The following is a 23641-nucleotide window of genomic DNA, read 5'->3' on the forward strand; positions in this document are numbered from 1 at the left end:
AACCATCGCCGGTCCTCCGGCGGACAAGAAAACTGTCACCCATGCTATCGGTCCATTCTGTTACCTATCTATCCGGTTCGGACACAGCCTTTTTCTCCCGGTCAGTATACGGGGAGAAATGCCCGGCAGGGCAATGAGGGGCAGCGCTGGCGGTTTGTCATTATCTGAAGCGATTGCCCTCCGTTCTCAATGCTTGTTCCCTTTACGTTCGGTTTCGGCGCTGTTAGCCTGAGCGCCTCCGGCATTGATGGCGGCGGCCTTGTCTTTCCCTTGCGAATCCGGTCTGTCGAACCGATGGAATTCTCCCCCCAACAGGACGAGGCTCTGAAAGCGGTGGCGCGCTGGCTGAAAGAGGGCCGGCCGCAGGTCTTCCGGCTGTTCGGCTATGCCGGCACCGGCAAGACCACGCTGGCGCGCTATTTTGCCGAGCATGTCGACGGGCAGGTGCAGTTCGCCGCCTTCACCGGCAAGGCGGCGCAGGTGCTGCGTTCCAAGGGCGCGGTCAATGCTCGCACCATCCATTCGTTGATCTACCGGCCGAAGGGCGAGGAATCGGTGTCGGACGAGGTGACCGGCAAGACCTCGATGTCGCCGACCTTCTCGCTCAACCGGCAAAGCCCTATTTCACGGGCGAAGCTGGTGGTCATCGACGAATGCTCGATGGTCGACGAGCAGCTTGGCCGCGACCTTCTGAGTTTTGGCACGCCGATCCTGGTGCTTGGCGATCCGGCGCAGCTGCCGCCGATCTCGGGCGGCGGCTTTTTCACCGAGCATGAGCCGGATGTGCTCTTGACCGAAATCCATCGCCAGGCGCGCGACAATCCGATCATCCAGCTGGCGCTCGACGTGCGCGAGGGCCGCGAGTTCATGCGCGGCGACTACGGCAGCGCGCAGGTCATCGGCAAGGAGGACGTCACCCAGGAGTTGGTGCTGAAGGCGGACCAGGTGTTGGTCGGCACCAACCGAACACGCCGCCGCTACAATCAGCGCCTGCGCGAGCTGAAGGGTTTCAATGCCGATTATCCGCAGGCCGGAGACAAGCTGGTCTGCCTGCGCAACGACCCCGCCAAGGGCCTGCTCAACGGTTCGCTGTGGAAGGTAATGACCTCGTCGCGCGAAACGGTGAAGCCGGGCATCAACCTTCTGGTCTCGCCCGAGGAGGACGATCCCGACCGCGGCGTCGCCAAGATCAAGCTGCTCAAGTCGGCTTTCGAGGATCCGGACGCCGATATCCCCTGGCAGCAGAAGAAGCGCTTTGACGATTTCGACTATGGCTACGCGCTGACCGTGCACAAGGCGCAGGGTTCGCAGTGGAACGATGTCGTGCTGTTCGACGAGAGCTGGGCGTTCAAGGAAACCCGCCAGCGCTGGCTCTATACTGCCATAACGCGGGCGGCAGAGCGGCTGACGATTGTTAGATAGCTGGCGTTAGATAGCCGGCGTCAGGTAGCAGCCGGCGCAGCAGGGCTGAGTGGCGTCGCACCCAGCCATTGCCAGGCATCCGCTTCATCCTCGGCCGCGAAGTGCCTGAACTCGATGGGTGGCGAAGCCGGAAGGAAGTTCCGCGCATCCGCTATCCAGTCGGGCTCACCGATCGTCGCGCACCGGGCGATATGCTCTAGCGCATGAACCGTACCTTGTTTCAGCGTCTCGTCGTCCATATCGATCCAGTCGACGCCCTCATGGTCGACCAGCCGCACCAAGACGTCGATCCTCGGGTGCAGCGCGTAGGCAGCCTCCAGCAATCCGAACAGATTTTCGCCGTCGGCGGCAGAGACATGGCCGACGACGTCGATGGCGAAAAGGTCCTCACGGTCGGTTTCGAGGCGGCGGATCGCGGGCACGGATTGGAGAAAATTCATTGGCTGGGTTCCCCCTTGCGAGCAGATGTCATCACTGGAACACCCGAAAGCCCCTGTCTGTTCCCATCAAAGGCAGTATAGATGCGCTGCACAAACAGCCGGACCTCACGCCATGCCCGCGAAACTCTCGGTCAATCTCAACGCCATCGCCATGCTGCGCAACCGCCGCGACCTGCCGTGGCCGAGCGTCACCGGGCTCGGCCGCCTGGCGCTGGCGGCCGGCGCGCACGGGCTGACGGTTCATCCGCGGCCCGACGAGCGCCACACCAGGCATTCCGACCTGCCGGAGATCCGGGCGCTGATCGACGACGAGTTTCCCAAGGCGGAATTCAACATCGAGGGCTACCCGACCGAGGATTTTCTGGCGCTTGTGGAAAGGCACCAGCCGGAGCAGGTGACCCTGGTGCCCGACGATCCGGCGCAGGCGACATCGGACCATGGCTGGAACTTTGCCGCCGAGGCGGCGTTCCTTATCCCGATCGTCAAGCTTCTGAAAAAAGGGGGCTTCCGCGTGTCGCTGTTTTCCGATCCGGATCCCACCGGCGTCAATGCCGCGCGCGATACCGGCGCCGACCGCATCGAGCTCTATACCGGGCCCTACGGCAGCTACCATTCCGATTCCGCCAAGGCGCGGAAGGAGCTGGAAAGATTGGGAAAAACCGCGGATGCCGCACTCGCCGCCGGGCTCCAGGTCAATGCCGGGCACGATCTGGTGGTGAACAACCTTCCGGCATTGGCAAAGCGCATTCCGGCATTGGCCGAAGTGTCTATCGGACACGGGTTGACAGCCGATGCGTTGGAGTATGGCATGGCCGGCACGGTGGGGCGGTTTCTGAAGGCTTGCGGTTGGTAGCGGTGGAAGGCTCGTGTCGAAGGTGATATCGCATGACAGCAAGCAAGGCGCACCGCGCGGTGATCGGGGAGTAGTCGATGGCTCTTTCCAGCATCGGTAGCGAGGCTGAACCCGTCGAACAACCGAACCACTCCCACACTGAACAGCACAGCACCAAAGTTCTGATGCTGGGCGCGCTTGGCGTCGTCTATGGCGATATCGGCACCAGCCCGATCTATGCCTTCCGCGAGGCGCTTCACGCTTCGCCTGGTACCGACACGCGCATAGATGTCCTGGGCGTGCTGTCGCTGATCGTCTGGGCGCTGACGATTATCGTCACCATAAAATACGTCGCTTTCGTGCTTCGCGCCGACAACAAGGGCGAGGGCGGCACGCTGTCCCTGATGGCGCTGGCGCGCAGCGCCTATCCAAAAGGCGCCAAGCTTATCCTCGGCATCGGACTTTGCGGGGCGTCGCTTTTTTTCGGAGACGCTATCATAACTCCGGCCATTTCCGTGCTGTCGGCAGTTGAGGGCCTGGAAGTGGTGACACCGACGCTGGAGGCCTATGTCGTTCCGATCACCTTGGTCATCCTGGCGTTTCTGTTCTCCGTGCAGCGCTTCGGCACGGGGAAGGTGGCGGCAGTATTCGGGCCGGTGACGGCGCTATGGTTCCTGGCCATCGGCGTTTCCGGGCTCTACCACCTGATGGATGATCCTTCGGTGCTGTTGGCGATCAACCCGTATTATGCGATCGCCTACTTAGCCGGCACGCCGACCGCCGCTTTCGTGACCGTTGGTGCAGTGTTCCTGGCGGTAACGGGGGCCGAGGCGCTTTATGTCGACCTTGGACATTTCGGGCGCAAGCCGATCGTGCTCGCGTGGTTTTCCGTGGTGTTTCCTTGCCTGCTGCTCAACTACTTCGGCCAGGGCGCCTTTGTGTTGGCGAATGGCGGCAGGCCGACCAATCCATTCTTCGAGATGTTGCCGGATTGGGCGCTGATGCCAATGGTCGGCTTGGCAACGGCCGCCACCGTGATCGCCAGTCAGGCGGTGATCTCGGGTGCTTTTTCGCTGGCACGTCAGGCAGTGCAACTCAACCTGCTGCCCCGCATCGAGGTGCAGCACACGTCCGAAATGCAGAGCGGCCAGATTTATATGCCGCGCGTCAACCTGCTCATCGCCCTGGGAGTGATGCTGCTGGTTGTCGGCTTCGGCAGCTCGAGTTCGCTGGCTTCCGCTTACGGAATTTCGGTGACCGGCGAGATGCTGATGACAACCATTCTGCTGTTCGTTGTCATGCGCAATTTGTGGAAATGGCAGCTTGGGCTCGCCCTGGCATTGGCGCTGCTGTTCGGCACCATCGACATGGGTTTCTTCCTGGCGAATGTCGTCAAGATCGTGGAAGGCGGATGGGTGTCAATATCCGTTGCCTGCCTCATGGGGCTGATCATGACCACCTGGATACGCGGCAGCCGCTATCTGTTCGACAAGACCCGGCGCAACGAAATCCCGCTCGATTTCCTCGCCGGCAATCTGCTGAAGAAGAAGCCGCAGCTGGTGTCCGGCACCGCCGTGTTCCTGACCAGCGATCCGCAAAGCGCGCCGACAGCGCTGATGCACAGCCTGAAGCACTACAAGGTGCTGCACGAGCAGAACGTCATTCTGTCGGTGGTCACCGCACCGCAACCGCTGGTGCCCGACAGCGAGCGGGTCAAGATGGAGACAGTCAACGAGTTGTTCATGCGGGTGACGCTGACCTTCGGCTATATGGAGCAGCCCAACATTCCGCGCGCGCTGGCGATCTGCCGCAAGCAGGGCTGGAAGTTCGACATCATGACGACGTCGTTCTTCCTGTCGCGGCGCTCGCTCAAGGCATCGCCCAATTCCGGCATGCCGGTGTGGCAGGACAAGCTGTTCATCGGGCTCGCCCGCTCGGCGGCCGATGCGACGGAGTATTTCCAGATCCCGACCGGACGTGTGGTCGAGATCGGCACGCAGGTGGCGATCTGAGGTTTCCGGCAGCCTTTGACGCCACGCACCGGTCATTGCGGGGCAAGCCCTGCGCTGGGAACATGGTAGCCCTACCGTCACGGCACTTGATATTGCATCGCAGCAAGCGTAGAGCACCGCGCGCTTATCGGAGTGTCGTCCATGGCCCTTACCAATGCTGGTATTGAGGCAGAACCTGTCGAACAATCGAGCCATCCCGAAATCGAACAGCACAGCACCAAAGTTCTGATGCTGGGCGCGCTCGGTGTGGTCTATGGCGACATCGGCACCAGCCCGATCTACGCCTTCCGGGAAGCGCTTGTTGCGTCCTCCGGCGGCGAAATCGCCGAGCGCGGCGATATTCTGGGCGTGCTGTCGCTGATCATCTGGTCGTTGACGATTATCGTCACCATCAAATACATCATGTTCGTGCTCAGAGCCGACAACCGAGGCGAGGGCGGCGTGCTGTCGCTGATGGCGCTGGCGCGCGGCAGTTTCCCGACCCGCTCGGCGATCATCCTGGCCATCGGTGTTGTCGGCGCGTCATTGTTCTTCGGTGACGCCGTCATCACGCCGGCAATCTCGGTGCTTTCGGCGGTTGAAGGCATGAATGTCGTTACCCCGACCTTCCAGCCCTACGTCGTGCCGCTGACGCTGGTCATCCTGGCGATCCTGTTTTCGGTGCAGCGCTTCGGCACCGGCGGTGTGGCGCTGATCTTTGGCCCGATCACGGCGGTCTGGTTCCTGGCTATCGGTCTTTCGGGCTTGAACCACATCATCGCCGATCCCGAAATCCTGTGGGCGGTCAGCCCGCACTACATCGTCGCCTTCCTGATCAATTCGCCCGATGTCGCCTTCGTCACCATCGGCGCCATCTTCCTCGCCGTCACCGGTGCCGAAGCGCTTTATGCCGATCTCGGCCATTTCGGCCGCAAGCCCATCGTGCTCGCCTGGCTGGCCATCGTGTTTCCCTGCCTGCTGCTAAACTATGCCGGGCAGGGCGCTTTCGTGCTGGCGAAGAACGGTCACGTCGGCCACCCATTCTTCGAGATGAACGAAGGCTGGACGCTGATCCCGATGGTGGTGCTGGCCACTGCCGCGACGGTTATCGCCAGCCAGGCGGTGATCTCCGGCGCCTTCTCGCTGACCCGGCAGGCGGTGCAGCTCAATATGCTGCCGCGGCTCGAAATCCTGCACACGTCGGAACGGCAGTCGGGCCAGATCTACATGCCGCGCGTCAATGTTTTGCTGGCGTTGGCGGTGATGTTGCTGGTCGTCGGTTTCGGCGAATCGAGCAAGCTCGCCTCCGCCTATGGCATCTCGGTGACCGGCAACATGTTGGTGACGACGGTGCTGCTGTTCGTCGTCATGACCCGCATCTGGAAATGGCGGCTGTGGGTGGCGGTCGCCATGACGGCGCTGTTCGGCTTCATCGACATCGGCTTCTTCGCCTCCAACATCGTGAAGGTGTTCGAGGGCGGCTGGGCGTCGCTTGCGGTGGCCTTCACCATCGTTCTGGCGATGTGGACCTGGGTGCGCGGCAGCCGCTATCTGTTCGACAAGACCCGGCGCAACGAAATCCCGCTCGATTTCCTCGCCGGCAATCTGCTGAAGAAGAAGCCGCAGCTGGTGTCCGGCACCGCCGTGTTCCTGACCAGCGATCCGCAAAGCGCGCCGACAGCGCTGATGCACAGCCTGAAACACTACAAGGTGCTGCACGAGCAGAACGTCATTCTGTCGGTGGTCACCGCACCGCAGCCGCTGGTGCCCGACAGCGAGCGGGTCAAGATGGAGACAGTCAACGAGTTGTTCATGCGGGTGACGCTGACCTTCGGCTACATGGAACAGCCCAACATTCCGCGCGCGCTGGCGATCTGCCGCAAGCAGGGCTGGAAGTTCGACATCATGACGACGTCGTTCTTCCTGTCGCGGCGCTCGCTCAAAGCATCGCCCAATTCCGGCATGCCGGTGTGGCAGGACAAGCTGTTCATCGGGCTCGCCCGCTCGGCGGCCGATGCGACGGAGTATTTCCAGATCCCGACCGGACGTGTGGTCGAGATCGGCACGCAGGTGGCGATCTGAGGGTCTCGAACGGATAAATCGTCGAGGAGGCTAATATGAGCGGCGAATTGGTGCTGGTCACGGGCGGGTCCGGCTTCCTCGGCGCTCACTGCATCCTCGAACTGTTGAAGGCCGGCTACCGCGTCCGCACCTCCGTGCGATCGGCCAGGCGCGAAGCCGATGTGCTCGCCATGCTCAAGGCAGGTAGCACGGAGCCCGGTGACGCCCTTTCATTCGCCCATGCCGATCTGATGGCCGACGCAGGCTGGCCGGCGGCGGTGGCCGGCTGCGATTACGTGCTGCATGTCGCATCGCCTTTTCCGCCCGGCGTGCCCACGCATGAGGATGACCTGATCCTTCCGGCGCGCGAGGGCGCGTTGCGCGTGCTGCGGGCGGCGCGGGATGCCGGGGTCAGGCGCGTCGTGCTCACCTCATCCTTCGCGGCCGTCGGCTATGGCAAGATGCGCGCGGATGGGCAGCCTTTCAACGAGGAAAACTGGACCGATCCGGCAGGCAAGGTCAGCGCCTATGTGAAGTCCAAGACGCTCGCCGAGCGCGCGGCCTGGGATTTCATCGCCGAGCAGGGCGGCGCGCTGGAGCTTGCGGTCGTCAATCCCGTTGGCATCTTTGGACCGGTGCTCGGCGCGGACCATTCGACCTCGACCGAATTTGTCCAGCGCATGCTGAACGGCGCCGTGCCTGGGCTGCCGCGCCTGTCCTTCGGCGTCGTCGACGCGCGCGACGTGGCGGATCTGCATGTTCGCGCCATGACCCACCCCGCCGCCAAGGGCGAACGGTTCCTGGCTGTCGCCGGCGATTTCATGACGGTGCGCGAGATCGCGCAGACCCTGAAGACGCGGCTCGGGCCGGCGGCGTCGCGCGTCTCGACGCGGGAGTTTCCCGATTGGCTGGTGCGCATCATCGGGCTGTTCGATCCGGAAGCGGCACAACTCGCAACGGAACTGGGCAAGATCAAGAACGCCACCAACGCCAAGGCGGTGCGCGTGCTCGGCTGGGCGCCACGCTCGCGCGAAGATGCTTTGATTGCCACGGGCGAAAGCCTGATCCGGCTGGGACTGGTCAAGCGACGTAAGTAATTGTGCGGGAGGCCGAACCTTAAGGGCTCGGCGTCCCGCAATGGCAGCTTTCAGCCGGCCAGTGCAGCCTTGTTCGTCTCCAGAAACTGCTTCAGCGGCACCGACTTTCGGCCGGAGAGTTTTTCGACCGCGTCGGTCACCATGCCGAGGTCACCGGCGCGGGCGGCGGCGTCGAATGAAACCAGCACCTTGGCGAAGGGTTCAGGCAGGCCGGCCGACTTCATTCCCTCGGTCAGGGCTTCGTCGGAAAGCTGGATGACCTTGATCGGCTTGCTGGTGACCTCGGTGACCAACGCCGCCACTTCGGCAGCCGTATACGCACTGGGGCCGGTGAGCGTGTAAGTCGCGCTTTCGCTGCTGTCCGAGGCGAGCCCCGCTGCGATCGCCGCCGCGAAATCGTCACGCGTGCCGTAGGAAATGGCGCCGTCGCCGGCAGAGGTGTACCACTGACCCGACGCCAGAACCTGCGGCAACGCCATGAACAGGTTCTCGTTATACCAGCCATTGCGGAATATCGTGTAGGGGATCCCGCTCGCCTTGACCGCCTGTTCGGTGTCGTAGTGGTCGGGCGCGAAAACAACCGGCGAACCAGGCTCGGGGTTGGGCATCGAGGTGTACAGCAGGTGGCCGACGCCAGCCTGTTTGGCCGCCGTCACCGCCGCAAGCTGCTGCTCGCGCCGCTTCCCCTGTACCTCAAGTTCGTTGGTCGAGATGACGAGTGCCCGGTCGGCTCCCGCGAAGGCCTCGGCAAGCGATTGCGGGTCGTTGAAGTCAGCGGCTCTGACGACGACGCCGCGCGCCGCCAGATCGGCAAGGTTGGCGGGTGTACGGGTGGTGGCGATGATGCGGTTTGCGGGGATCTTTAATGTGTCCAGCAGGTGGTTGATGACGCCGCGGCCAAGCTGGCCGGAAGCGCCGGTGACGAGAAGGGTTGCGGTCATGGGGGATCCTGAAATTGCGCCGGGTGGCGGGTGCTTCTGACAGTCTCAAAAAGAGACCAGCACTAAAATAAGAATTGACCGGCCACCGTAAAGAAGGCAGTTTTTAGGGAGGTAGGCACCGCCAGGGAACCAGCAGCCATGGACGGCAAGGTCGTCAATCTGAGAACCAAGCTCAATATATTCAAAGCCACCAGCGATGGCGCAAACATTGCCGATTGCCCGGTTCGCGACGTGATGCAGGGCGTGAACGGCAAATGGAGTTCGCTGCTGATGGCGGCGCTCGCAGAGCAACCCTATCGTTTCGGCGAGTTGCGGCGCCTGGTGCCCGACATCTCGCAGCGCATGCTCACCCAGACGCTCCACGATCTGCAGCGCGACGGCTTTGTTCATCGCGAAGTGTTCCCGACCAAGCCGCCAAGCGTCGAATACAGCCTGACCGATCTCGGCCGTTCGATGTTCGGCGCCTTGCATCAATTGATCCTGTGGGCCGAACTCAACCATGGTGCGGTGCGCAAGGCGCGCGCTGCCTTCGACGCCGGTGGCTGATATTTTGGTCCATGCAGCAAAGGCTTGATTTGACAATGGCGCTGAAGGATTGTCCGGCCAGTAGTTGGGCGGGCAATGGAAAAATCTCTCGACATCGCGATTGCGGGCGCCGGCCCGGCGGGGCTCGCCACCGCGCTCTATCTCAAGCGCGCGGGCCACAACGTCACCATCTTCGAACGTTTCGAGGAACCCAAGCCCGTCGGTTCCGGACTGATCCTGCAGCCGACCGGGCTGAGCGTGCTCGCCGATCTCGGCCTGCTCGACGACATTCTGGCGCTGGGGAGCCGCATCGAGCGTCTGCATGGCGCCGATGCCTCGAGCGGCCGCACCGTGCTCGCCGTGCGCTACGACGCGCAGCCTGGCGGCCGTTTCGGGCTGGCGGTGCACCGGGCGGCGTTGTTCAACATATTGTTTCGCGCCGCGCAGCGCCAAGGCATCGCCATCGAAACCGGTGTCGAGATCGAGACGCTGGACGTCGGTGAGCGGGCGATCCTGATCTTCGACAAGAGCCGAACGGTGGGGGGCCGCAGGGCAGGGCCGTTCGACCTCGTGGTCGACGCCAGCGGCTCGCGTTCGAAGCTGCGCCGGTGCCTCAACGATCCGGCCCAGCCGCGGCAGCTCACTTACGGCGCGTTCTGGGCCTCGCTCGGCTGGCGCCAAGGCTTCGACGAAAATGCGCTGCTGCAGCGCTACGACAAGGCCAGCGTGATGATCGGCGTCCTGCCGATCGGCCGACCGGAACCGGGCGGGGAAAAGATGGCGGCGTTCTTCTGGAGCCTGAAGCCGGCGGATGCCGAAAACGTGCGCGCGGCAGGGCTCGACGCATGGAAGGCGAGACTGGTCTCGCTGTGGCCGCAGTGCGAGGCGTTCACCAGCCAGATCGACAGCTTCGACCAGCTGTCGCTGGCGCGCTACGGCCACCACACGATGAAGCTGCCGGCTGGCCGCAGGCTGGCCGTGATCGGTGATGCCGCGCATTCGACCAGCCCGCAGCTCGGGCAAGGCGCCAACATGGCGCTGCTCGACGCGGCAGCACTCAGCCATGCCTTGGCACAAACGGGCAACGTCGAGGCAGCGCTGGAAAGCTACGCCCGGGCGCGGCGATGGCATGTTTGGATCTTCCAGCTGCTGTCGCTGGCGCTGACGCCGTTCTACCAGTCGGACGGCACGATGCTGCCCTTCTTCCGCGACAGGCTGGTGGCAACCATCGCCAAAATCCCGCCAGTGCCAAGCGTGCTTGCCTCGATGGTGGCCGGCACGCTGATCGATCCGTTCAGGCGGATCGGGCTAGAGGAGGTGCACTGGCCAGATCATCGGGCGGGATCAGGGTCGAGAGAAACGAATTTCTCGCACGCAGGAATAGACGCAGCCGCTGCGGATAGTCCGGCGCCACGGCACCCTTGATCGAGGCGCGTTCGCTCAACGCCTTGCGCCAGGCCTGGACCAATGGCTTGCCGTCCAGAATGCCGAAATTGCCGATCCGGTCGAAGGCGTCGAGATAGCGGAAGACCGGGCCGTAGACGGCGTCGACGAGGCAAAAGCGCTGGCCGCTGAACCACGGTCCGGCCTGGTCGGCCAATTCGTTCTCGACACGATCGAACATGGCTGACAGCGCTGCGGATTCCGCCAGGAAGGCGGCCTCCGTCGAAGCCGTGTAGAACCGGCCGATGGTGTTCAATGTCGCCGAGCCGAACTCGATCCAGGCGCGATGCCGGGCACGGGCGTAGGCGTCGGCCGGATGCAGAGGATTGGCTTGCGTCTCCTCGAGGAATTCGAGAATGACGGCGGATTCGAAGATCACCGTCTCCTCGCCATTTGCCTGGACGATCAGCAGCGGCACCTTGCCCAGCGGCGAAATCGCCTTGAACCAGTCCGGCTTGTTGGCGAGGTCGATGGTGACACGCTCAAACGGCACGCCTTTCTCGGCCAGCGAGATCGCCGCGCGCTGCACATAGGGGCATAGATGATGGCTGACGAGAATGAGCTTGCCAGTCATTTCATTCTTCTCAGGCATTTCATTCTTCTCAGGCATGTCACTCTCCCCAGACATAGTTCAACGCGCCGTCCTCGACGCGCGTCGACAGGAACATCAGTCGCGACGCTTTTGGCGCCGGACCTTCGATCCGGTCGCCTGATGTCATGTCGAAGGCGGCGCCGTGCCATTGGCAGACCAGCTTGCCGTCCTTGCAGTCGAGCGGCCCGCCGAAATGCAGGCAGACATTGGCGGCGGCGCGGATGCGCTCACCGCTGCGCCAAATATGGACCTCGCGGCCGAAGAATGGCGCGATCAGGCTGCCCGTCTGTGGGACGTCGGCGACTTTGCAGGTTTCGTGTTTCATGGATCTTTCCCGGATTGATGCAATTGCATGCATATAGATGCAAGTGCATCGATCGTCAAGCTTGATGCAACTGCATCTATCGCCTAGGATGGGTCATGACCAAAACAACCACGCCTTCGCCCGAAGCCGTCAAGGCCTGGGCCCGCCTAATGCGGGTTTCGCGCCAGCTCATCGAAAAGGCGGAAGAGGCTTTGAAGACCAGCGGCTTGCCGCCGCTCGACTGGTATGACGTGCTGCATGAACTCGCCGAGGCGGGTGAGGGCGGGCTGCGGCCATTCCAGCTGACCGAGCGCACACTGTTTGCGCAGTATAACATCTCGCGGCTTCTGGCGCGGCTCGAGGCCGAAGGACTGGTCGAGAAACTCAGGGTTGCCGATGACGGCCGCGGCCAGACCATCCGCATCTCGGCCAAGGGCCGTCAGACGCGGCGACGGATGTGGGCTGTCTATGGACGGTCGATTGCGGAATTGGTCGGCGCAAAACTCTCCGCGGAGGAGCTGAAGATACTGGCGAGCCTGCTTGGAGAGCTGCGCCATCCGCCCGCCGATGATTGATCCGTCAGAATCTCGTGGTTTGCTCGGCGGCTCTCACGTCGACGATTTTTCTACCTAACCCCTTGCGTCGAGCACAGGATTGCGCAATATGCCGAACCGTAACGTACGGTACGCCGTTTGAGGCGACCCGGCGACCTCATCGAATGGGCAGGAAATTGTTGCAGGCGAGTGCCGAGATCGATACCAGCGAAGTGCTGACAGAGCGGCAAACGGCCGTCCTGGACGCGGCTTTGCGGCTGCTGGTCGAGGAGGGCGACAATCTGACCATGACGGCGGTGGCGCGGCGCGCCAGCTGCTCGAAGGAAACGCTCTACAAATGGTTCGGCGACCGCGACGGATTGCTGACGGCGACCGTGCAGTGGCAGGCATCGAAAGTGCGCGTGGTGCCGGTCGACGGTGAGCGGCTCGATCTTGCCTCGATGACGGCAAGCCTGGAAGGCTTCGCCTCGGACTGGCTAAAGGTGATTTCGAGCGATACCTCGATCGCGCTGAACCGCGTCGCGGTCGGCCATGCCGGATCCGGAAAGGACGATCTCGGCGCCATCGTGCTGGAGAATGGCCGTTTCGCGCTGGCCAGACGGCTGAAGCCGGTGCTGCTTGCCGGCAAGCAGGCCGGGCTGCTCGACTTTACGGACGCCGAAATGGCGTTCCGGACCTTTTTCGGGCTGGTCGCCCGCGACGTGCAGATCCGTCTCCTGCTCGGCGACCGGCTGGAATTGACTGAAGCGGCGATCGGCGGCGATGCCGCCCGGGCGACGCAGCAGTTTCTCGCTCTTTATGGAGCAAAAACCGGGCCGCAAGGCCTCTAATCACTGTGGGAAGGAAGCAAAAGATGCGTGTCTATTACGATCGCGACGCCGATCTCAATCTGATCAAGGGCAAGAAGGTCGCCATTATCGGCTATGGCAGCCAAGGCCGGGCGCACGCGCTCAACCTCAAGGATTCCGGCGCCAAGGAAATCGCCATCGGCCTCAAGGCGGGATCGGCGACCGCCAAGAAGGTCGAGGCTGATGGCCTGAAAGTGATGAGCGTGGCGGACGCTGCCAAATGGGCCGATTTGATGATGATGGCGACGCCTGACGAATTGCAGGCCGACATCTACAAAAACGAAATCGCGCCAAACATTCGTGACGGCGCCGCGATTGCCTTCGCGCACGGCCTCAACGTGCATTTCGGCCTCATCGAGCCGAAGTCGACCGTCGATGTCGTCATGATCGCGCCGAAAGGCCCCGGCCACACGGTGCGCGGCGAATACCAGAAGGGCGGCGGCGTGCCGTGCCTGGTCGCCGTCAACCAGGATGCTTCCGGCAATGCGCTCGATCTCGCTCTGTCCTACGCCTGCGGCGTCGGCGGCGGCCGTTCGGGCATCATCGAGACCAATTTCCGCGAGGAATGCGAGACCGATCTATTCGGCGAGCAGGTCGTGCTCTGCGGCGGCCTGGTCGAACTGATCCGCGCCGGTTTCGAGACGCTGGTGGAAGCCGGCTATGCGCCCGAAATGGCCTATTTCGAGTGCCTGCACGAGGTCAAGCTGATCGTCGACCTGATCTATGAAGGGGGCATCGCCAACATGAACTACTCGATCTCGAACACAGCCGAATGGGGCGAATATGTCTCTGGCCCGCGCATTATCACCGCCGAGACCAAGGCCGAGATGAAGCGCGTGCTGAAGGACATCCAGACCGGAAAATTCACCTCGGAGTGGATGCAGGAATACCGCGCCGGCATGTCGCGCTTCAAGGGCATCCGCCGCAACAATGACAGCCACCAGATCGAGGAAGTCGGCGCCAAGCTGCGCGCCATGATGCCCTGGATTTCCAAGAACAAGCTGGTCGACAAGGCCAAGAACTAACCCGCAGTCGTCGGGATTGGGAGCAAAGAGCCGGCGGAGCGATCCGCCGGCTTTTGATGCCGGTTTATCGATCAGGATACTCAGCCATAGTGCCAATGCGGCTTCGGCTCGGTGCCGGTGAACTCGACGCCGATGCGGTCGTCGCGGCGCCAGCGCACGATGGCCTTGTAGCCGATGCCGTCGACCGGCACATAGAGCAGGAACTCGTCCGGCACGCGCGCGTCTATAGACACTTTCAGCTCGGCGCCGCCGGCATGCATGTTGCGGACCGTGCACTTGACCTCGGAATTGGTGAGGCCGGTCAGAATCGTCGCGCCTTTCAGCACGCGCTGCCGGTGTTTGTTTCGCAATTCGTTGTCGGCCATGACGGCACGTCCTTCGCGACCGGATCGGCGCGATCGTCAGATGGGGCACGATATCACGGATAGGCTGAGCCGATAAACATATGGTTAGCGGTGACCGAGACCAGCCGTCTTTCCTAAATGAAAACGGCGCCGCGATGGGGCGGCGCCGTCGTGTATTGTCGTTTATAGTTCAGCTGTAGGGCGACCAGCATTGCTGGCGCGGGCCACCATAGGGCTGGAACGTGTTGTCCCAGGCCCGGTAGGACCGATAGCGGTCGTAGCACCACTGTACATGGGCGCTGGACAGACGCTGCGTGCGGTAATAGCGGCGGGGCGCCGGCTGCACGTAATAGCCGTCATTGTAATAGCCGTTGTTGTAGTAGCCGTTGTTGTAGATGCTGCCGAGGCCGAGACCCAGGCCGAGGCCGAGAACTGCTGCGGCGCCGGTGTCAAAATCACGGCCGCGATGGTGGCGGTGATGGCGCCAGCGCCAGTTGTCGCCGCCGTTCCAGTTGTGCCGGCTCCAGTTGCCGCGATCCCAGTTGCCCGACCTGGCGAAGCGACGGCCTTCACCACGGCGCCACTGCCAGTTGTTCATGCCCTGACGGTTGTTGCCGCCTCCCATGAATTCGCCGACTGGTGTAATTTTCGGGACTATGGTGCTTGCCGGCACCGACAAATCCGGCTGCAGGATCGGGCCCGCGGCGGATGGCGCCGTGAGACCCGAGAAAAGACCGAGCGCTAACAGCCCGGATTTGACTGTGGACGAAAAGAGCGAGCTCATTGCACTCTCCAAGTGATACAGGCCCCACGCCCGGATACCCCAGGGAAGTGGCCTATTGATGGACCTTGGCGTCTGAACGGAGGATGAACAGAAAGGTTCCATCAGCCATGACGAGCAGCCCTTGTTTTCATTGGCGCTTGCAGGCAAAGGTCAGTCCATGTCGCTGCGCCTCGCCACTTTCAATGTCGAAAACCTGATGAACAGGTTCGATTACTCGGGCTTCCGCAACCAGCTCAACGAAGACCGCACGCTGGCGCTTTTCGACATCCAGAGCGAAGCCGAATACCGGATGCTGGAGCAGGCGCGCGCCATCGCGCAATCCGACGATACGCGCCAGTTGACCGCGCTCGCCATTGCCGCCACCCGTGCGGACATCATCTGCATGCAGGAGGTCGACAACATCGAGGCGCTGAAGGCCTTCGAGTACGGCTATCTCTTCAAGATGGTGGGCGAGGGTTACCGGCAGAAATACACCACCGCCGGCAATGATTCGCGCGGCATCGACGTTGCCGTGATGATGCGCAACGAGACCGCGCAAGGTCAGCCGATCGAGTTCGTGCGCATGACCAGCCATGCCTATGTCACGTTCGAGCAGTTCGGATTGCAAACGCCTGAACTCGAGGCGCTCGGCAACCTGGCCAATGAACGCATCTTCCGGCGCGACTGCCTGGAGGTCGACATCAAGGTCGGCGGCGTGCCGCTGACGCTGTATCTCGTCCATTTCAAATCGATGGGCTCGCCGCGCAACGGGCTCGACGGACGCGAGGCGACGATGCCGGTGCGCATCGCCGAGGCGCAAGCGGTGCGCCGCATCATCGAGGAGCGCTTCGGCAAAGAGCACGCAGCCGATAAAAACTGGGCGATCTGCGGCGACATGAACGACTACCGCCAGCGGGTGAAGATCGAGGGCGACGCCGTCGACGGCTACCGCTTCCAGGTGATCGACGACAGCCAGTCCTGTATCGATGTGCTCACCGCCGGCGGCTTTTGCGAGAATGTCGTCGAACGCCGGCCGGAGATGGACCGCTGGAGTTTCTACCACACGCGCGGGCCGAAGGAGCGGCATCTGTGCCAGCTCGACTACATCCTGCTGTCGAAAGGGCTGGCGGCGAAGAATGCGACGGCGGTTCCCGACATCATCCGCAACGGCCAGCCCTGGCGCACCATCTTTCCGGCCGGACAGGCGGTGGAGCGCTTTCCGCGCGCCGGCTGGGACCGGCCGAAGGCGTCGGACCATTGTCCCGTCGCAATTACCCTGGACATGGCTTGAGCACGGTGAGCTTCGACCTGCCGCGCAACGTCATCCTGCCCGTCGACGAAATCGACGTCCGGCTCGACCCCGGCCCGCATCCGTTCGAGCGCGACAACGCGCAGGCGATCACTGACAACTGGCGGCGCGAGCTCACGGCCAATCCGGCGTTGTTCGACGGCACGGTGGTGCTGCTCTCGGCGCTCGCCTGGCGCGACAACCGGATCGTCGGGCGTTGTCACGCGGTGAAGTACTCGACCTTCCTGCTGTGGCGAAAGAACCGGCAGGGGACGGGCGCCGAGCATGCCTATGGCCACGCCATGCTGGTCGCCGGCGACAACGCCCTGGTGGCGATCCGCATGGGCGCGCACACGGTCCCGGCCGGCAGTGTCTACTTCGCTGCCGGCTCGTTCGAGCCGATCGATTTTCGCGATGGCCGCGTCGATGTCGATTTCAACATGATCCGTGAAGTGCGCGAGGAGACCGGGCTTGACCTGACAGGCGCTGCGCGCGGCAAGCGCTACCATGCGCTGTCGACATCGACCGGCACGGTCCTCTTCCGCCGCTACCACGTCGATGCGCCGGCCGACGAGATTGCGCGGCGCATCGGCGCCTTCGTCGCGACCGAGACCGAGCCGGAGATCGAGGGGCCGGTGATCATCCGCCACGCCGCCGACCTGCCGGAAGGGCTGGCACCGCATATGAAGCCGCTGGTCGAGTGGCATTTTGGCGGTGGCGGGGGCTAACGGCGCGGATTGTTCTGCGCCGCCTTGCGGTCGTTGCGGGCGGCGACGAGGAACAGGATAACGCCGATGCCCAGTAATCCACCCATGACCATGCCCATCGTCTGGCCGACGACTGCCTGAAAATCGGCGGTGACACGATCGGGATTGGCCATGCCGTAGCGGGCGAGATACCACCAAAGTCCCGCAAGGGCGCCTTCGATGATCACCATCGTCAGAATCAGCCGCGCCTTCTTGCTCATTGCAACTCCTTGACCAGATGCTTTGCTCTAAAATTAGCATCGCAGACCGGATGACAACAAGTATTGCCTTATTCGTGGCGCAGCGCGTCGATCGGGTCGAGCCTGGCGCCGCGCAGCGCCGGGAAGAAGCCGAACACCATGCCGATCAGCGCCGAAAAACCGACGGCGAGCAGGATGACCGCCGGGCTCGGCGCAAACGGTATGGCCAGCGTTGCCGAGGCGAGGCCGGCCAGCGCCAGGCCGATCAGGATGCCGATAATGCCGCCGAGCAGCGACAGCACCGTCGCCTCGACCAGGAACTGGATGAGGATGTGCTTTTCATGCGCGCCGATGGCGAGCCTGATGCCGATCTCGCGGGTGCGCTCGGTGACCGAGACCAGCATGATGTTCATGATGCCGATGCCGCCGACCAGCAGGCTGACGCCCGCGACGGCGCCCAGCATGCCGGTCATGGTGGTGGTGGCGCTGGCCATGGCGTCGGCGATCTGGGTCATGTCGCGGATCGAGAAATCGTCTTCGCGGTCCGGCGTGATGCGGCGGGTGTCGCGCAAAATGTCCTCGACTCGCGGCTGCAATTCGGTGGTCGGGGTGCGGTCGTCGGCGGCGACGTAGATGTTGTCGATGTCGCGGTTGCCGGCGATGCGGCGCTGATAGGCGGCAAGCGGCATCAAGACGACATTGTCCTGGTCCTGGCCGAAGCCGGTATAGCCCTTGGGTTCGAGCAGGCCGATGATCTTGCACGAGGTGCGGTTGACGCGGATGATCTCGCCCTCCGGTTCGCCGGCGCCGAAGAATTGCTGGCGCACCGTTTCGCCGATCAGGCAGACGCCGGTGCCGGAGCGTGTTTCCGAATCCGAGAACGGGCGGCCCGACACCAGCTTCCAGTCGCGGGCGTCGAGATAGGCGCTGTCGGTGCCGGTGACGCCCGAGGTCAGGCTCTCGGTGCCGAAAATGACGCGGACTTGTTTCTGCGACGCCGGCGCAATGGCGCGCGCTCCGGTCAGGTGGGCTACGAGGGCGGCTACATCCTTGTCGGCCAGAGGCCGTACCGCCTGGTCGAGCCCGCCTGGTCCGCCGGTGCCTGCCGGGCGGCCGGAACGGACGACGAGCAGGTTCGAGCCGAGCTTGGCGATGTCCGACTTGACCTTGGCCGTGGTGCCCGAACCGATGGTCAGCATGGCGATGACGGCGGCGACACCGATGACGATGCCGAGCAGCGTCAGGAACGAGCGCAGCACATTGCGGCGGATGGAGCGCAGAGAGAGGCGGACGGTTTCCCAGATCATGACGCCAACTCCGACTTGGCCGTGTCGGACGCGACGTGGCCGTCGAGGAAGCGGATGGTGCGCTCGGCATAATCGGCGACATCGGCCTCGTGGGTGACCATGGCGATGGTCAAGCCGAGCTCCCGGTTCAGCCGCGTCAACAACTCCATGATCTCATGCGTGCGGGCGGTGTCGAGATTGCCGGTCGGCTCGTCGGCGACGAGCAGCGTCGGCCTGGTGACGATGGCGCGCGCGATCGCCACGCGCTGTTGCTGACCACCGGAGAGTTCGGCCGGCGTGTGATGTTCGCGCCCGACCAGGCCGACCTCCGCCAGCGCCTGCATGGCAAGATCGCGGCGCTCGCGGGCCGGCGCGCCGCGATAGATCAGCGGCAGCTCGACATTTTCCGCCGCCGTGGTGCGCGGCAACAGATTGTAACCCTGGAAGACGAAGCCGATATAGAGATTGCGCAGAAGCGCCCGGCGGTTGCGGTCGAGCCGCCCGGCGTCGATGCCCATGAAGGAGTAGGTTCCGGCCGTCGGCGTGTCGAGGCAACCGATGATGTTCATCGCGGTCGATTTGCCCGAACCGGACGGGCCCATGATGGCGACGAATTCGCCACGCTGGATGGCGAGGTCGACGCCGGCCAGCGCATGGACCTTGGCTTCGCCCTGGCCATAGCTCTTCCAGACCGTGTCGAAACCGATGAGGCCCGCGGCCATGGCGTCAGCTCCGCAGCTGCGAGGTCGTGATAACCTCTGCACCTTCATCCAGCCCGGAGGTGATCTCGGTCAGTTCGCCGTCGGTGGAGCCGATCTTCACGTTGACCGGGTGCGGCCGGCCGTTCTCCAGCACATAGAGCGTGCGTGAGCCGTCGGTGGGCGCCTTCACCGGCTGGCGGCGGTTGCCGCCACGACCCATGCGGCCGGTGAACAGATCGCTGAGGCTCCACGCGCGGGCAGCAGGTGCCGATGGCCGATAGCGAAACGCTGTTGAAGGCACGGTGAGCACGCCCTTGGCCTGCCTGGTGACGACCGAAACCGTGGCGGTCATGCCGGGCCGCAGCAAAAGCTCGTTATTGTCGACTTCCAACCGTGCATTGTAGGTGACGACGCCGTCGGTGGTGACCGAGGCGTAGGAGATGTCGCGGATCTCGGCGTCGAACGGCCGCTCGGGAAAGGCATCGACGGTGAAGCGTGCATGCTGGCCTGGTTTGACCGCGCCGATATCGGCCTCGTCGACCGCCGCCACCAATTCCATGTTCCTCAAATCGGCGGCGATGATGAACAGAACCGGCGCCTGCAGCGAGGAGGCGACCGTCTGGCCGGGGTCGACGGAACGCGTCAAGACGATGCCGTCAATCGGCGCATAGATGGTGCTCTTGGCAAGGTCGGTCTGCTGCGCCTTGAGATCGGCCTGGGCGATGGCGAGATTGGCCTGCGCACTATCGAGCGCCGCCTTGGAGCGGTCGCGCGTGGCAGTCGCCGCCTCGAGCGACTGATCGGTCGCCATGCCACGCCTGGTCAGTTCGGCCGCGCGGGTGAGGGCGCTTTCGTTCTCCTTCAGGGTTACCGTGGCGTCCTCGACATTGGCGGCAGCGGCCTTGGCCGAGGCTTCGGCGCGTTCGATCTGGACCTCGAGTTTCACCGTGTCGAGCGTCGCCAGCACGTCGCCCTTCTTGACCTGCTGGTTCTCTTCGGCCGAGACCGAGCGGATGATACCGGACAGCTCGCTTGAAATGTCGACCTGGGTGAGGGGCTGCAGCGTGCCGGTCGCCGAAACCGCGACGGTGAGGTCGGCAATGGTAGCCGGCGTGGTGGTGTAGTCGATCTTGGCCGGGGAGCCGGCAAACCACTGGTAGCCTGCCAACCCGGCGGCAAGTGCGATCAGCGCCAGCAGCGCGTAAAGCCAGCCCCGGCGGCGCGTCTTGCGCACGCCGCTCTGATCAAGCCCGAGCGCCGCCTCGATGGCGGAATCCGATTCCGTCTTTGGCAGATTGACAAGCTGGTCCACGCCGGACCCCTATGAAAGCGTAATGTCCCTAGTTGTGCACAGATCAGGCTTGGTGGTTCGAATATCAAATTAAATTTCGGCCATGTTCGGATTGAGGCGGAAGGTTTTTCAAGATGCAGACCCGCAATTACTTGCTCTACGATGTGTTTACGACGGAGCGGCTGGCCGGCAATCCGCTGGCTGTCGTGCTCGACAGCCAAGGGCTGGATACAGCCGCCATGCAGGCCATTGCGCGCGAGTTCAACCTGTCCGAATCGGTCTTCGTGCTGCCGCCGGACAATCCAAAACATCGCAACCGCATCCGCATTTTCACGCCCGACTATGAGATGCCGTTCGCCGGACATCCGACAGTTGGCGCCGCGATCGCGCTGGCCGAACTGACAGGCGAGGGCGAAGCCGGCATCTTCGTGCTGGAGGAGAATATCGGCCCGGTGCGCTGCGCCGTCAGCCGGCACGATGGCGCCACCTTTGCCGAGTTCGACCTGGCGAAGCTGCCGGAGCCGCTGAAGCTCGATGCCGACCCGGAGGCGATCGGCGCCGCCCTCGGGCTGGCGCCGCACGAGATCGGCTTCGAGAATCACCTGGTGTCGTTCTGGTCGGCAGGCGTGCCTTACGTCACCATTCCGGTTGCCAATCTGGAGGCTGCCGGCCGGATCAAGCTCGACAACCAGGCCTGGTCGGAACTGGCGCCGCGCAAGAGCGAATGGGCCTTCGCCAGCCCGTATGTCTATTGCCGCCAGACGGTGAACCATGACAGCGCCTTCCATGTCCGCATGATCGTGCCGGGCACGCCGTCCTATGAAGACCCGGCGACCGGGTCGGCGGCGGCGGCCTTTGCCGGCGCCATCATGCATTTCGATGCGCCCACCGACGGCATTTCGCAGCTGTGGATCGAGCAGGGGCTGGAGATGGGCCGCCCGTCACGTATCCGCTTGGAACTCACTGTCGAAGGCGGAAAACTGGCCTCCGCGCGCATCGGCGGCCATGCCATCAAGGTGGCGGAAGGCAGGCTGTTCGTGTGACCGCCTGCGGCAGTTCAGCGATTTGTCGGGAAATGATTCCGGCAGGGCTGGACAGGACCGGTATCGGCGGCTATATGCCCGCCAACGCCGGTTTTACCGGTCGAGTGGGTGCGTAGCTCAGTTGGTAGAGCAGCTGACTCTTAATCAGCGGGTCCACAGTTCAATCCTGTGCGCACCCACCAAATTTCTAGAAGAGTTGGTGGAAGACCTTGGAATGCCGGACGCGTTGACGCGCCTCGACATGCTGGGGCAGGTTTGCCTTAAACTCGGCGGCCGGTAAGCCGGTGCGCTATTTGGCGAAGGAGTGAAGGCCGCGCTGGATTAAGAAAAGCCCGGAAGCCGAAGCCGCCATCAATTAAAGCCAGTTTGAAACCATGGACTGGTGTCATACCCAAAGCGCGGATTATAATGATCCAGGAAGTTTTCGGCCCTATTTGACGGTCGCGCAACCACGGTGCCTGTCGATTTGCAATCCGGTTTCGCGGTCGGCTTGCTGCCAGCCTTCTTATGAGCTGTAGAACACGAGGTTGTAGCCTGAGCGGTGGCCACCTTTTTCTTCTCTTTCGCAGCAGCTGCTCCGGTAGCGGCCAATACTATTGCTACGCCAAAGACAACGAGTTTCATTGAAAACGCCCTCACCCTGCCCAATCCGTAATGATTGCGCCTGGTCACCGTTACGTCAATCACATTTTGTCGGCAACGGCGGCGAATAGTGCCAGTAAAAAGAGCCCACCACAGAAGCAGCGGGCCAACCCCCAGGTGGGGAATCTTTCAGCGGCCGTGCTGTTCGAGCCACCAGCCCGGAATGCCAGTGATCGGCCCGACGATGGTCAGTGAAGGTTCGGGCCGGCGCCCTCCCGTCAAATCGCTCTAGCTACTTCTCCGAAACACCAGCCTCGGCAAAGCTCGCCATGCCCGTGTGGCACTCCAGCGCCGAGCGGACGATGTTGACGGCTAGGCAGGCGCCGGAGCCTTCGCCGAGCCGCATGCCGAGGTCGAGCAGCGGCGGCAGGCCGAGCGCTTCGAGCAGGCGGCGGTGGCCGGATTCGGCCGAGACATGGGCGGCGATGGTGTGGGCGAGGCCAGACGGGTGCAGCCGCGCCAAGGGCGCTGCCGCGGCCGTGCAGACGAAGCCATCGAGCAGCACCGGGACATTGTTGCGGCGGGCGGCGAGCGTGGCGCCGAAGGTGGCGGCGAGTTCTCGTCCGCCAAGGGCGGCGGCGATCTTCAGCGGGTCGGACAGCGCGTCGGCATGGCGCTTGAGGCCGGATTCAATGGCGATGACCTTGCGCTTCAGCCCGGCATCGTCGACGCCGGTGCCGCGCCCGGTCCATTTTTCAGCGCCGCCGCCGAACAGGGCGGTCGAGATGGCGGCCGCCGGCGTGGTGTTGCCGATGCCCATCTCGCCGAAACAGACGAGGTCGAGGTCTTTCGTCACCGCGTCATAGCCAGCCGAGACGGCGGCGAGGAAGTTTTTTTCGTCCATTGCCGGCACGTCAGTGAAGTCGCCGGTCGGATGATCGAGATCGAGCGGGATGACGTCGAGTTCCGCGCCGGCGATGCGGGCAAGCTGGTTGATGGCGGCGCCGCCGCCGGCGAAATTCGCCACCATCTGCACCGTCACTTCCGAGGGAAAGGCTGAAACGCCTTGCGCCGTCACACCGTGGTTGCCGGCGAACACGAAGACTTTGACGCGGTCGAGTTTCGGCATGTCGCGACCCTGCCAGCGCGCCAGCCAGGCGGCGAGAGTTTCCAGCCGGCCCAGGCTGCCTTGAGGCTTGGTCAGCGTGTCCTGGCGGCGGGCGACGGCGTTGGCGGCGGTATCGCTGCCGGCAGGCAGATCGAAACAGGCGGCGCGCAGTTCGTCGAATGATTTGAATGGCATGGGGAAGGAATCTCCGGGG

24 protein-coding genes, 1 tRNA gene and 1 pseudogene are annotated in these 23641 nt (G+C 63.4%); 14 read left to right on the forward strand and 12 right to left on the reverse strand.

The genetic code is table 11. The features are described from left to right. Positions 1-294: 294 nt before the first annotated feature. Positions 295-1422, forward strand: coding sequence for an ATP-dependent DNA helicase (locus NKJ77_RS12385; RefSeq protein WP_023682070.1), 1128 nt, complete (start codon positions 295-297; stop codon positions 1420-1422). A gap of 20 nt (positions 1423-1442) precedes the next feature. Here the strand turns inward: NKJ77_RS12385 and NKJ77_RS12390 are convergent, their stop codons facing one another. Continuing rightward, positions 1443-1862 carry a SpoIIAA family protein gene (locus NKJ77_RS12390; RefSeq protein ID WP_023682069.1) on the reverse strand — a complete coding sequence of 140 codons (420 nt, stop codon included), beginning with the start codon at positions 1860-1862 and terminating at the stop codon, positions 1443-1445. A gap of 112 nt (positions 1863-1974) precedes the next feature. Here NKJ77_RS12390 and NKJ77_RS12395 point away from each other — a divergent pair, with 112 nt between their 5' ends. The 4 genes from NKJ77_RS12395 (at position 1975) to NKJ77_RS12410 (ending at position 7843) form a co-directional block, all read left to right on the forward strand. Beyond that, positions 1975-2715 (forward strand): pyridoxine 5'-phosphate synthase, encoded by a 741-nt coding sequence (locus NKJ77_RS12395; protein WP_023833327.1) that lies wholly within the window; start codon positions 1975-1977, stop codon positions 2713-2715. Positions 2716-2792: 77 nt separating this feature from the next. Continuing rightward, positions 2793-4706, forward strand: coding sequence for a potassium transporter Kup (locus NKJ77_RS12400; protein WP_023823130.1), 1914 nt, complete (start codon positions 2793-2795; stop codon positions 4704-4706). Positions 4707-4847: 141 nt separating this feature from the next. Then, the gene (locus tag NKJ77_RS12405; RefSeq protein WP_352445548.1) at positions 4848-6767 is read left to right on the forward strand and encodes a potassium transporter Kup; all 1920 of its coding nucleotides are present in this window, start codon (positions 4848-4850) and stop codon (positions 6765-6767) included. Between the two features lie 35 nt (positions 6768-6802). Beyond that, entirely contained in the window at positions 6803-7843 is a 1041-nt protein-coding gene (locus NKJ77_RS12410) for an SDR family oxidoreductase (protein WP_023830484.1), read from the forward strand. A gap of 50 nt (positions 7844-7893) precedes the next feature. Here the strand turns inward: NKJ77_RS12410 and NKJ77_RS12415 are convergent, their stop codons facing one another. Beyond that, positions 7894-8784 carry an SDR family oxidoreductase gene (locus NKJ77_RS12415; RefSeq protein ID WP_023714294.1) on the reverse strand — a complete coding sequence of 297 codons (891 nt, stop codon included), beginning with the start codon at positions 8782-8784 and terminating at the stop codon, positions 7894-7896. 138 nt (positions 8785-8922) lie between these two features. Between NKJ77_RS12415 and NKJ77_RS12420 the strand changes: the two genes are divergently transcribed. Both NKJ77_RS12420 and NKJ77_RS12425 read left to right on the forward strand, forming a co-directional pair. Next, positions 8923-9330 (forward strand): winged helix-turn-helix transcriptional regulator, encoded by a 408-nt coding sequence (locus NKJ77_RS12420; RefSeq protein WP_023690335.1) that lies wholly within the window; start codon positions 8923-8925, stop codon positions 9328-9330. 75 nt (positions 9331-9405) lie between these two features. Continuing rightward, positions 9406-10647: pseudogene (locus NKJ77_RS12425) on the forward strand (FAD-dependent oxidoreductase); the annotation flags it as partial. Here the strand turns inward: NKJ77_RS12425 and NKJ77_RS12430 are convergent. Both NKJ77_RS12430 and NKJ77_RS12435 read right to left on the reverse strand, forming a co-directional pair. Next, complete coding sequence (locus NKJ77_RS12430) at positions 10604-11362, reverse strand: glutathione S-transferase family protein (RefSeq protein WP_155923914.1); 759 nt, start codon at positions 11360-11362, stop codon at positions 10604-10606. The pseudogene NKJ77_RS12425 and the gene NKJ77_RS12430 overlap by 44 nt on opposite strands. 1 nt (position 11363) lies before the next feature. Further along, positions 11364-11669: a Rieske (2Fe-2S) protein gene (locus NKJ77_RS12435; RefSeq protein WP_023830486.1), complete on the reverse strand. Its 306-nt coding sequence runs from the start codon at positions 11667-11669 to the stop codon at positions 11364-11366. A 95-nt stretch (positions 11670-11764) separates the two neighbouring features. On the opposite strand from NKJ77_RS12435, the gene NKJ77_RS12440 reads away from it, so the two are divergent. The 3 genes from NKJ77_RS12440 (at position 11765) to ilvC (ending at position 14075) form a co-directional block, all read left to right on the forward strand. Beyond that, positions 11765-12223 (forward strand): MarR family winged helix-turn-helix transcriptional regulator, encoded by a 459-nt coding sequence (locus NKJ77_RS12440; protein WP_023690331.1) that lies wholly within the window; start codon positions 11765-11767, stop codon positions 12221-12223. A gap of 143 nt (positions 12224-12366) precedes the next feature. Further along, positions 12367-13032 carry a TetR/AcrR family transcriptional regulator gene (locus NKJ77_RS12445; protein ID WP_081726780.1) on the forward strand — a complete coding sequence of 222 codons (666 nt, stop codon included), beginning with the start codon at positions 12367-12369 and terminating at the stop codon, positions 13030-13032. Between the two features lie 23 nt (positions 13033-13055). Continuing rightward, positions 13056-14075, forward strand: coding sequence for a ketol-acid reductoisomerase (gene ilvC / locus NKJ77_RS12450; RefSeq protein ID WP_013531065.1), 1020 nt, complete (start codon positions 13056-13058; stop codon positions 14073-14075). A gap of 80 nt (positions 14076-14155) precedes the next feature. Here ilvC and NKJ77_RS12455 read toward each other — a convergent pair whose 3' ends face one another. Both NKJ77_RS12455 and NKJ77_RS12460 read right to left on the reverse strand, forming a co-directional pair. Then, complete coding sequence (locus tag NKJ77_RS12455) at positions 14156-14440, reverse strand: PilZ domain-containing protein (RefSeq protein ID WP_023685169.1); 285 nt, start codon at positions 14438-14440, stop codon at positions 14156-14158. A gap of 169 nt (positions 14441-14609) precedes the next feature. Continuing rightward, positions 14610-15203 (reverse strand): BA14K family protein, encoded by a 594-nt coding sequence (locus NKJ77_RS12460; RefSeq protein ID WP_023830487.1) that lies wholly within the window; start codon positions 15201-15203, stop codon positions 14610-14612. A gap of 157 nt (positions 15204-15360) precedes the next feature. On the opposite strand from NKJ77_RS12460, the gene NKJ77_RS12465 reads away from it, so the two are divergent. Together NKJ77_RS12465 and NKJ77_RS12470 are read left to right on the forward strand one after the other, a co-directional pair. Next, a complete protein-coding gene (locus tag NKJ77_RS12465; protein WP_023830488.1) occupies positions 15361-16473 on the forward strand; it encodes an endonuclease/exonuclease/phosphatase family protein in 1113 nt (370 codons plus the stop codon). Positions 16474-16478: 5 nt separating this feature from the next. After that, positions 16479-17198 carry an NUDIX hydrolase gene (locus NKJ77_RS12470; protein ID WP_023830489.1) on the forward strand — a complete coding sequence of 240 codons (720 nt, stop codon included), beginning with the start codon at positions 16479-16481 and terminating at the stop codon, positions 17196-17198. Here the strand turns inward: NKJ77_RS12470 and NKJ77_RS12475 are convergent. The 4 genes from NKJ77_RS12475 to NKJ77_RS12490 all read right to left on the reverse strand — a co-directional run bounded on the left by NKJ77_RS12475 (position 17195) and on the right by NKJ77_RS12490 (position 20715). Next, positions 17195-17437, reverse strand: a complete 243-nt coding sequence (locus NKJ77_RS12475) for a hypothetical protein (RefSeq protein ID WP_023690325.1) — start codon at positions 17435-17437, stop codon at positions 17195-17197. The genes NKJ77_RS12470 and NKJ77_RS12475 overlap by 4 nt on opposite strands. Positions 17438-17505: 68 nt before the next feature. Then, positions 17506-18723, reverse strand: a complete 1218-nt coding sequence (locus NKJ77_RS12480) for an ABC transporter permease (protein ID WP_023685173.1) — start codon at positions 18721-18723, stop codon at positions 17506-17508. Beyond that, positions 18720-19424 carry an ABC transporter ATP-binding protein gene (locus NKJ77_RS12485; protein WP_023685174.1) on the reverse strand — a complete coding sequence of 235 codons (705 nt, stop codon included), beginning with the start codon at positions 19422-19424 and terminating at the stop codon, positions 18720-18722. The genes NKJ77_RS12480 and NKJ77_RS12485 overlap by 4 nt, the downstream gene beginning before the upstream one ends. 4 nt (positions 19425-19428) lie before the next feature. Next, the gene (locus NKJ77_RS12490; RefSeq protein WP_023805503.1) at positions 19429-20715 is read right to left on the reverse strand and encodes an efflux RND transporter periplasmic adaptor subunit; all 1287 of its coding nucleotides are present in this window, start codon (positions 20713-20715) and stop codon (positions 19429-19431) included. 113 nt (positions 20716-20828) lie between these two features. Here NKJ77_RS12490 and NKJ77_RS12495 point away from each other — a divergent pair, with 113 nt between their 5' ends. Further along, complete coding sequence (locus NKJ77_RS12495; protein WP_023685176.1) at positions 20829-21737, forward strand: PhzF family phenazine biosynthesis protein; 909 nt, start codon at positions 20829-20831, stop codon at positions 21735-21737. A gap of 106 nt (positions 21738-21843) precedes the next feature. Further along, positions 21844-21919, forward strand: a tRNA-Lys gene (locus NKJ77_RS12500). A gap of 169 nt (positions 21920-22088) precedes the next feature. Here the strand turns inward: NKJ77_RS12500 and NKJ77_RS12505 are convergent. Beyond that, entirely contained in the window at positions 22089-22361 is a 273-nt protein-coding gene (locus NKJ77_RS12505) for a hypothetical protein (protein ID WP_352535277.1), read from the reverse strand. Positions 22362-22611: 250 nt separating this feature from the next. Beyond that, positions 22612-23622, reverse strand: a complete 1011-nt coding sequence (cobT, locus tag NKJ77_RS12510; protein WP_352535278.1) for a nicotinate-nucleotide--dimethylbenzimidazole phosphoribosyltransferase — start codon at positions 23620-23622, stop codon at positions 22612-22614. Positions 23623-23641: the final 19 nt, after the last annotated feature.

It is taken from the genome of Mesorhizobium sp. M0052 (assembly GCF_040323255.1).
Taxonomy (GTDB): Bacteria; Pseudomonadota; Alphaproteobacteria; order Rhizobiales; family Rhizobiaceae; genus Mesorhizobium.

What these genes read in the sequence shown, in the direction of transcription:
- NKJ77_RS12385 (WP_023682070.1), top strand. Translation starts at nt 295, where the DNA reads ATGGAATTCTCCCCCCAACAGGACGAGGCTCTGAAAGCGGTGGCGCGC.
- NKJ77_RS12390 (WP_023682069.1), bottom strand. Translation starts at nt 1,862, where the DNA reads ATGAATTTTCTCCAATCCGTGCCCGCGATCCGCCGCCTCGAAACCGAC.
- NKJ77_RS12395 (WP_023833327.1), top strand. Translation starts at nt 1,975, where the DNA reads ATGCCCGCGAAACTCTCGGTCAATCTCAACGCCATCGCCATGCTGCGC.
- NKJ77_RS12400 (WP_023823130.1), top strand. Translation starts at nt 2,793, where the DNA reads ATGGCTCTTTCCAGCATCGGTAGCGAGGCTGAACCCGTCGAACAACCG.
- NKJ77_RS12405 (WP_352445548.1), top strand. Translation starts at nt 4,848, where the DNA reads ATGGCCCTTACCAATGCTGGTATTGAGGCAGAACCTGTCGAACAATCG.
- NKJ77_RS12410 (WP_023830484.1), top strand. Translation starts at nt 6,803, where the DNA reads ATGAGCGGCGAATTGGTGCTGGTCACGGGCGGGTCCGGCTTCCTCGGC.
- NKJ77_RS12415 (WP_023714294.1), bottom strand. Translation starts at nt 8,784, where the DNA reads ATGACCGCAACCCTTCTCGTCACCGGCGCTTCCGGCCAGCTTGGCCGC.
- NKJ77_RS12420 (WP_023690335.1), top strand. Translation starts at nt 8,923, where the DNA reads ATGGACGGCAAGGTCGTCAATCTGAGAACCAAGCTCAATATATTCAAA.
- NKJ77_RS12430 (WP_155923914.1), bottom strand. Translation starts at nt 11,362, where the DNA reads ATGCCTGAGAAGAATGAAATGCCTGAGAAGAATGAAATGACTGGCAAG.
- NKJ77_RS12435 (WP_023830486.1), bottom strand. Translation starts at nt 11,669, where the DNA reads ATGAAACACGAAACCTGCAAAGTCGCCGACGTCCCACAGACGGGCAGC.
- NKJ77_RS12440 (WP_023690331.1), top strand. Translation starts at nt 11,765, where the DNA reads ATGACCAAAACAACCACGCCTTCGCCCGAAGCCGTCAAGGCCTGGGCC.
- NKJ77_RS12445 (WP_081726780.1), top strand. Translation starts at nt 12,367, where the DNA reads ATGGGCAGGAAATTGTTGCAGGCGAGTGCCGAGATCGATACCAGCGAA.
- ilvC (WP_013531065.1), top strand. Translation starts at nt 13,056, where the DNA reads ATGCGTGTCTATTACGATCGCGACGCCGATCTCAATCTGATCAAGGGC.
- NKJ77_RS12455 (WP_023685169.1), bottom strand. Translation starts at nt 14,440, where the DNA reads ATGGCCGACAACGAATTGCGAAACAAACACCGGCAGCGCGTGCTGAAA.
- NKJ77_RS12460 (WP_023830487.1), bottom strand. Translation starts at nt 15,203, where the DNA reads ATGAGCTCGCTCTTTTCGTCCACAGTCAAATCCGGGCTGTTAGCGCTC.
- NKJ77_RS12465 (WP_023830488.1), top strand. Translation starts at nt 15,361, where the DNA reads ATGTCGCTGCGCCTCGCCACTTTCAATGTCGAAAACCTGATGAACAGG.
- NKJ77_RS12475 (WP_023690325.1), bottom strand. Translation starts at nt 17,437, where the DNA reads ATGAGCAAGAAGGCGCGGCTGATTCTGACGATGGTGATCATCGAAGGC.
- NKJ77_RS12480 (WP_023685173.1), bottom strand. Translation starts at nt 18,723, where the DNA reads ATGATCTGGGAAACCGTCCGCCTCTCTCTGCGCTCCATCCGCCGCAAT.
- NKJ77_RS12485 (WP_023685174.1), bottom strand. Translation starts at nt 19,424, where the DNA reads ATGGCCGCGGGCCTCATCGGTTTCGACACGGTCTGGAAGAGCTATGGC.
- NKJ77_RS12495 (WP_023685176.1), top strand. Translation starts at nt 20,829, where the DNA reads ATGCAGACCCGCAATTACTTGCTCTACGATGTGTTTACGACGGAGCGG.
- NKJ77_RS12505 (WP_352535277.1), bottom strand. Translation starts at nt 22,361, where the DNA reads ATGAAACTCGTTGTCTTTGGCGTAGCAATAGTATTGGCCGCTACCGGA.
- cobT (WP_352535278.1), bottom strand. Translation starts at nt 23,622, where the DNA reads ATGCCATTCAAATCATTCGACGAACTGCGCGCCGCCTGTTTCGATCTG.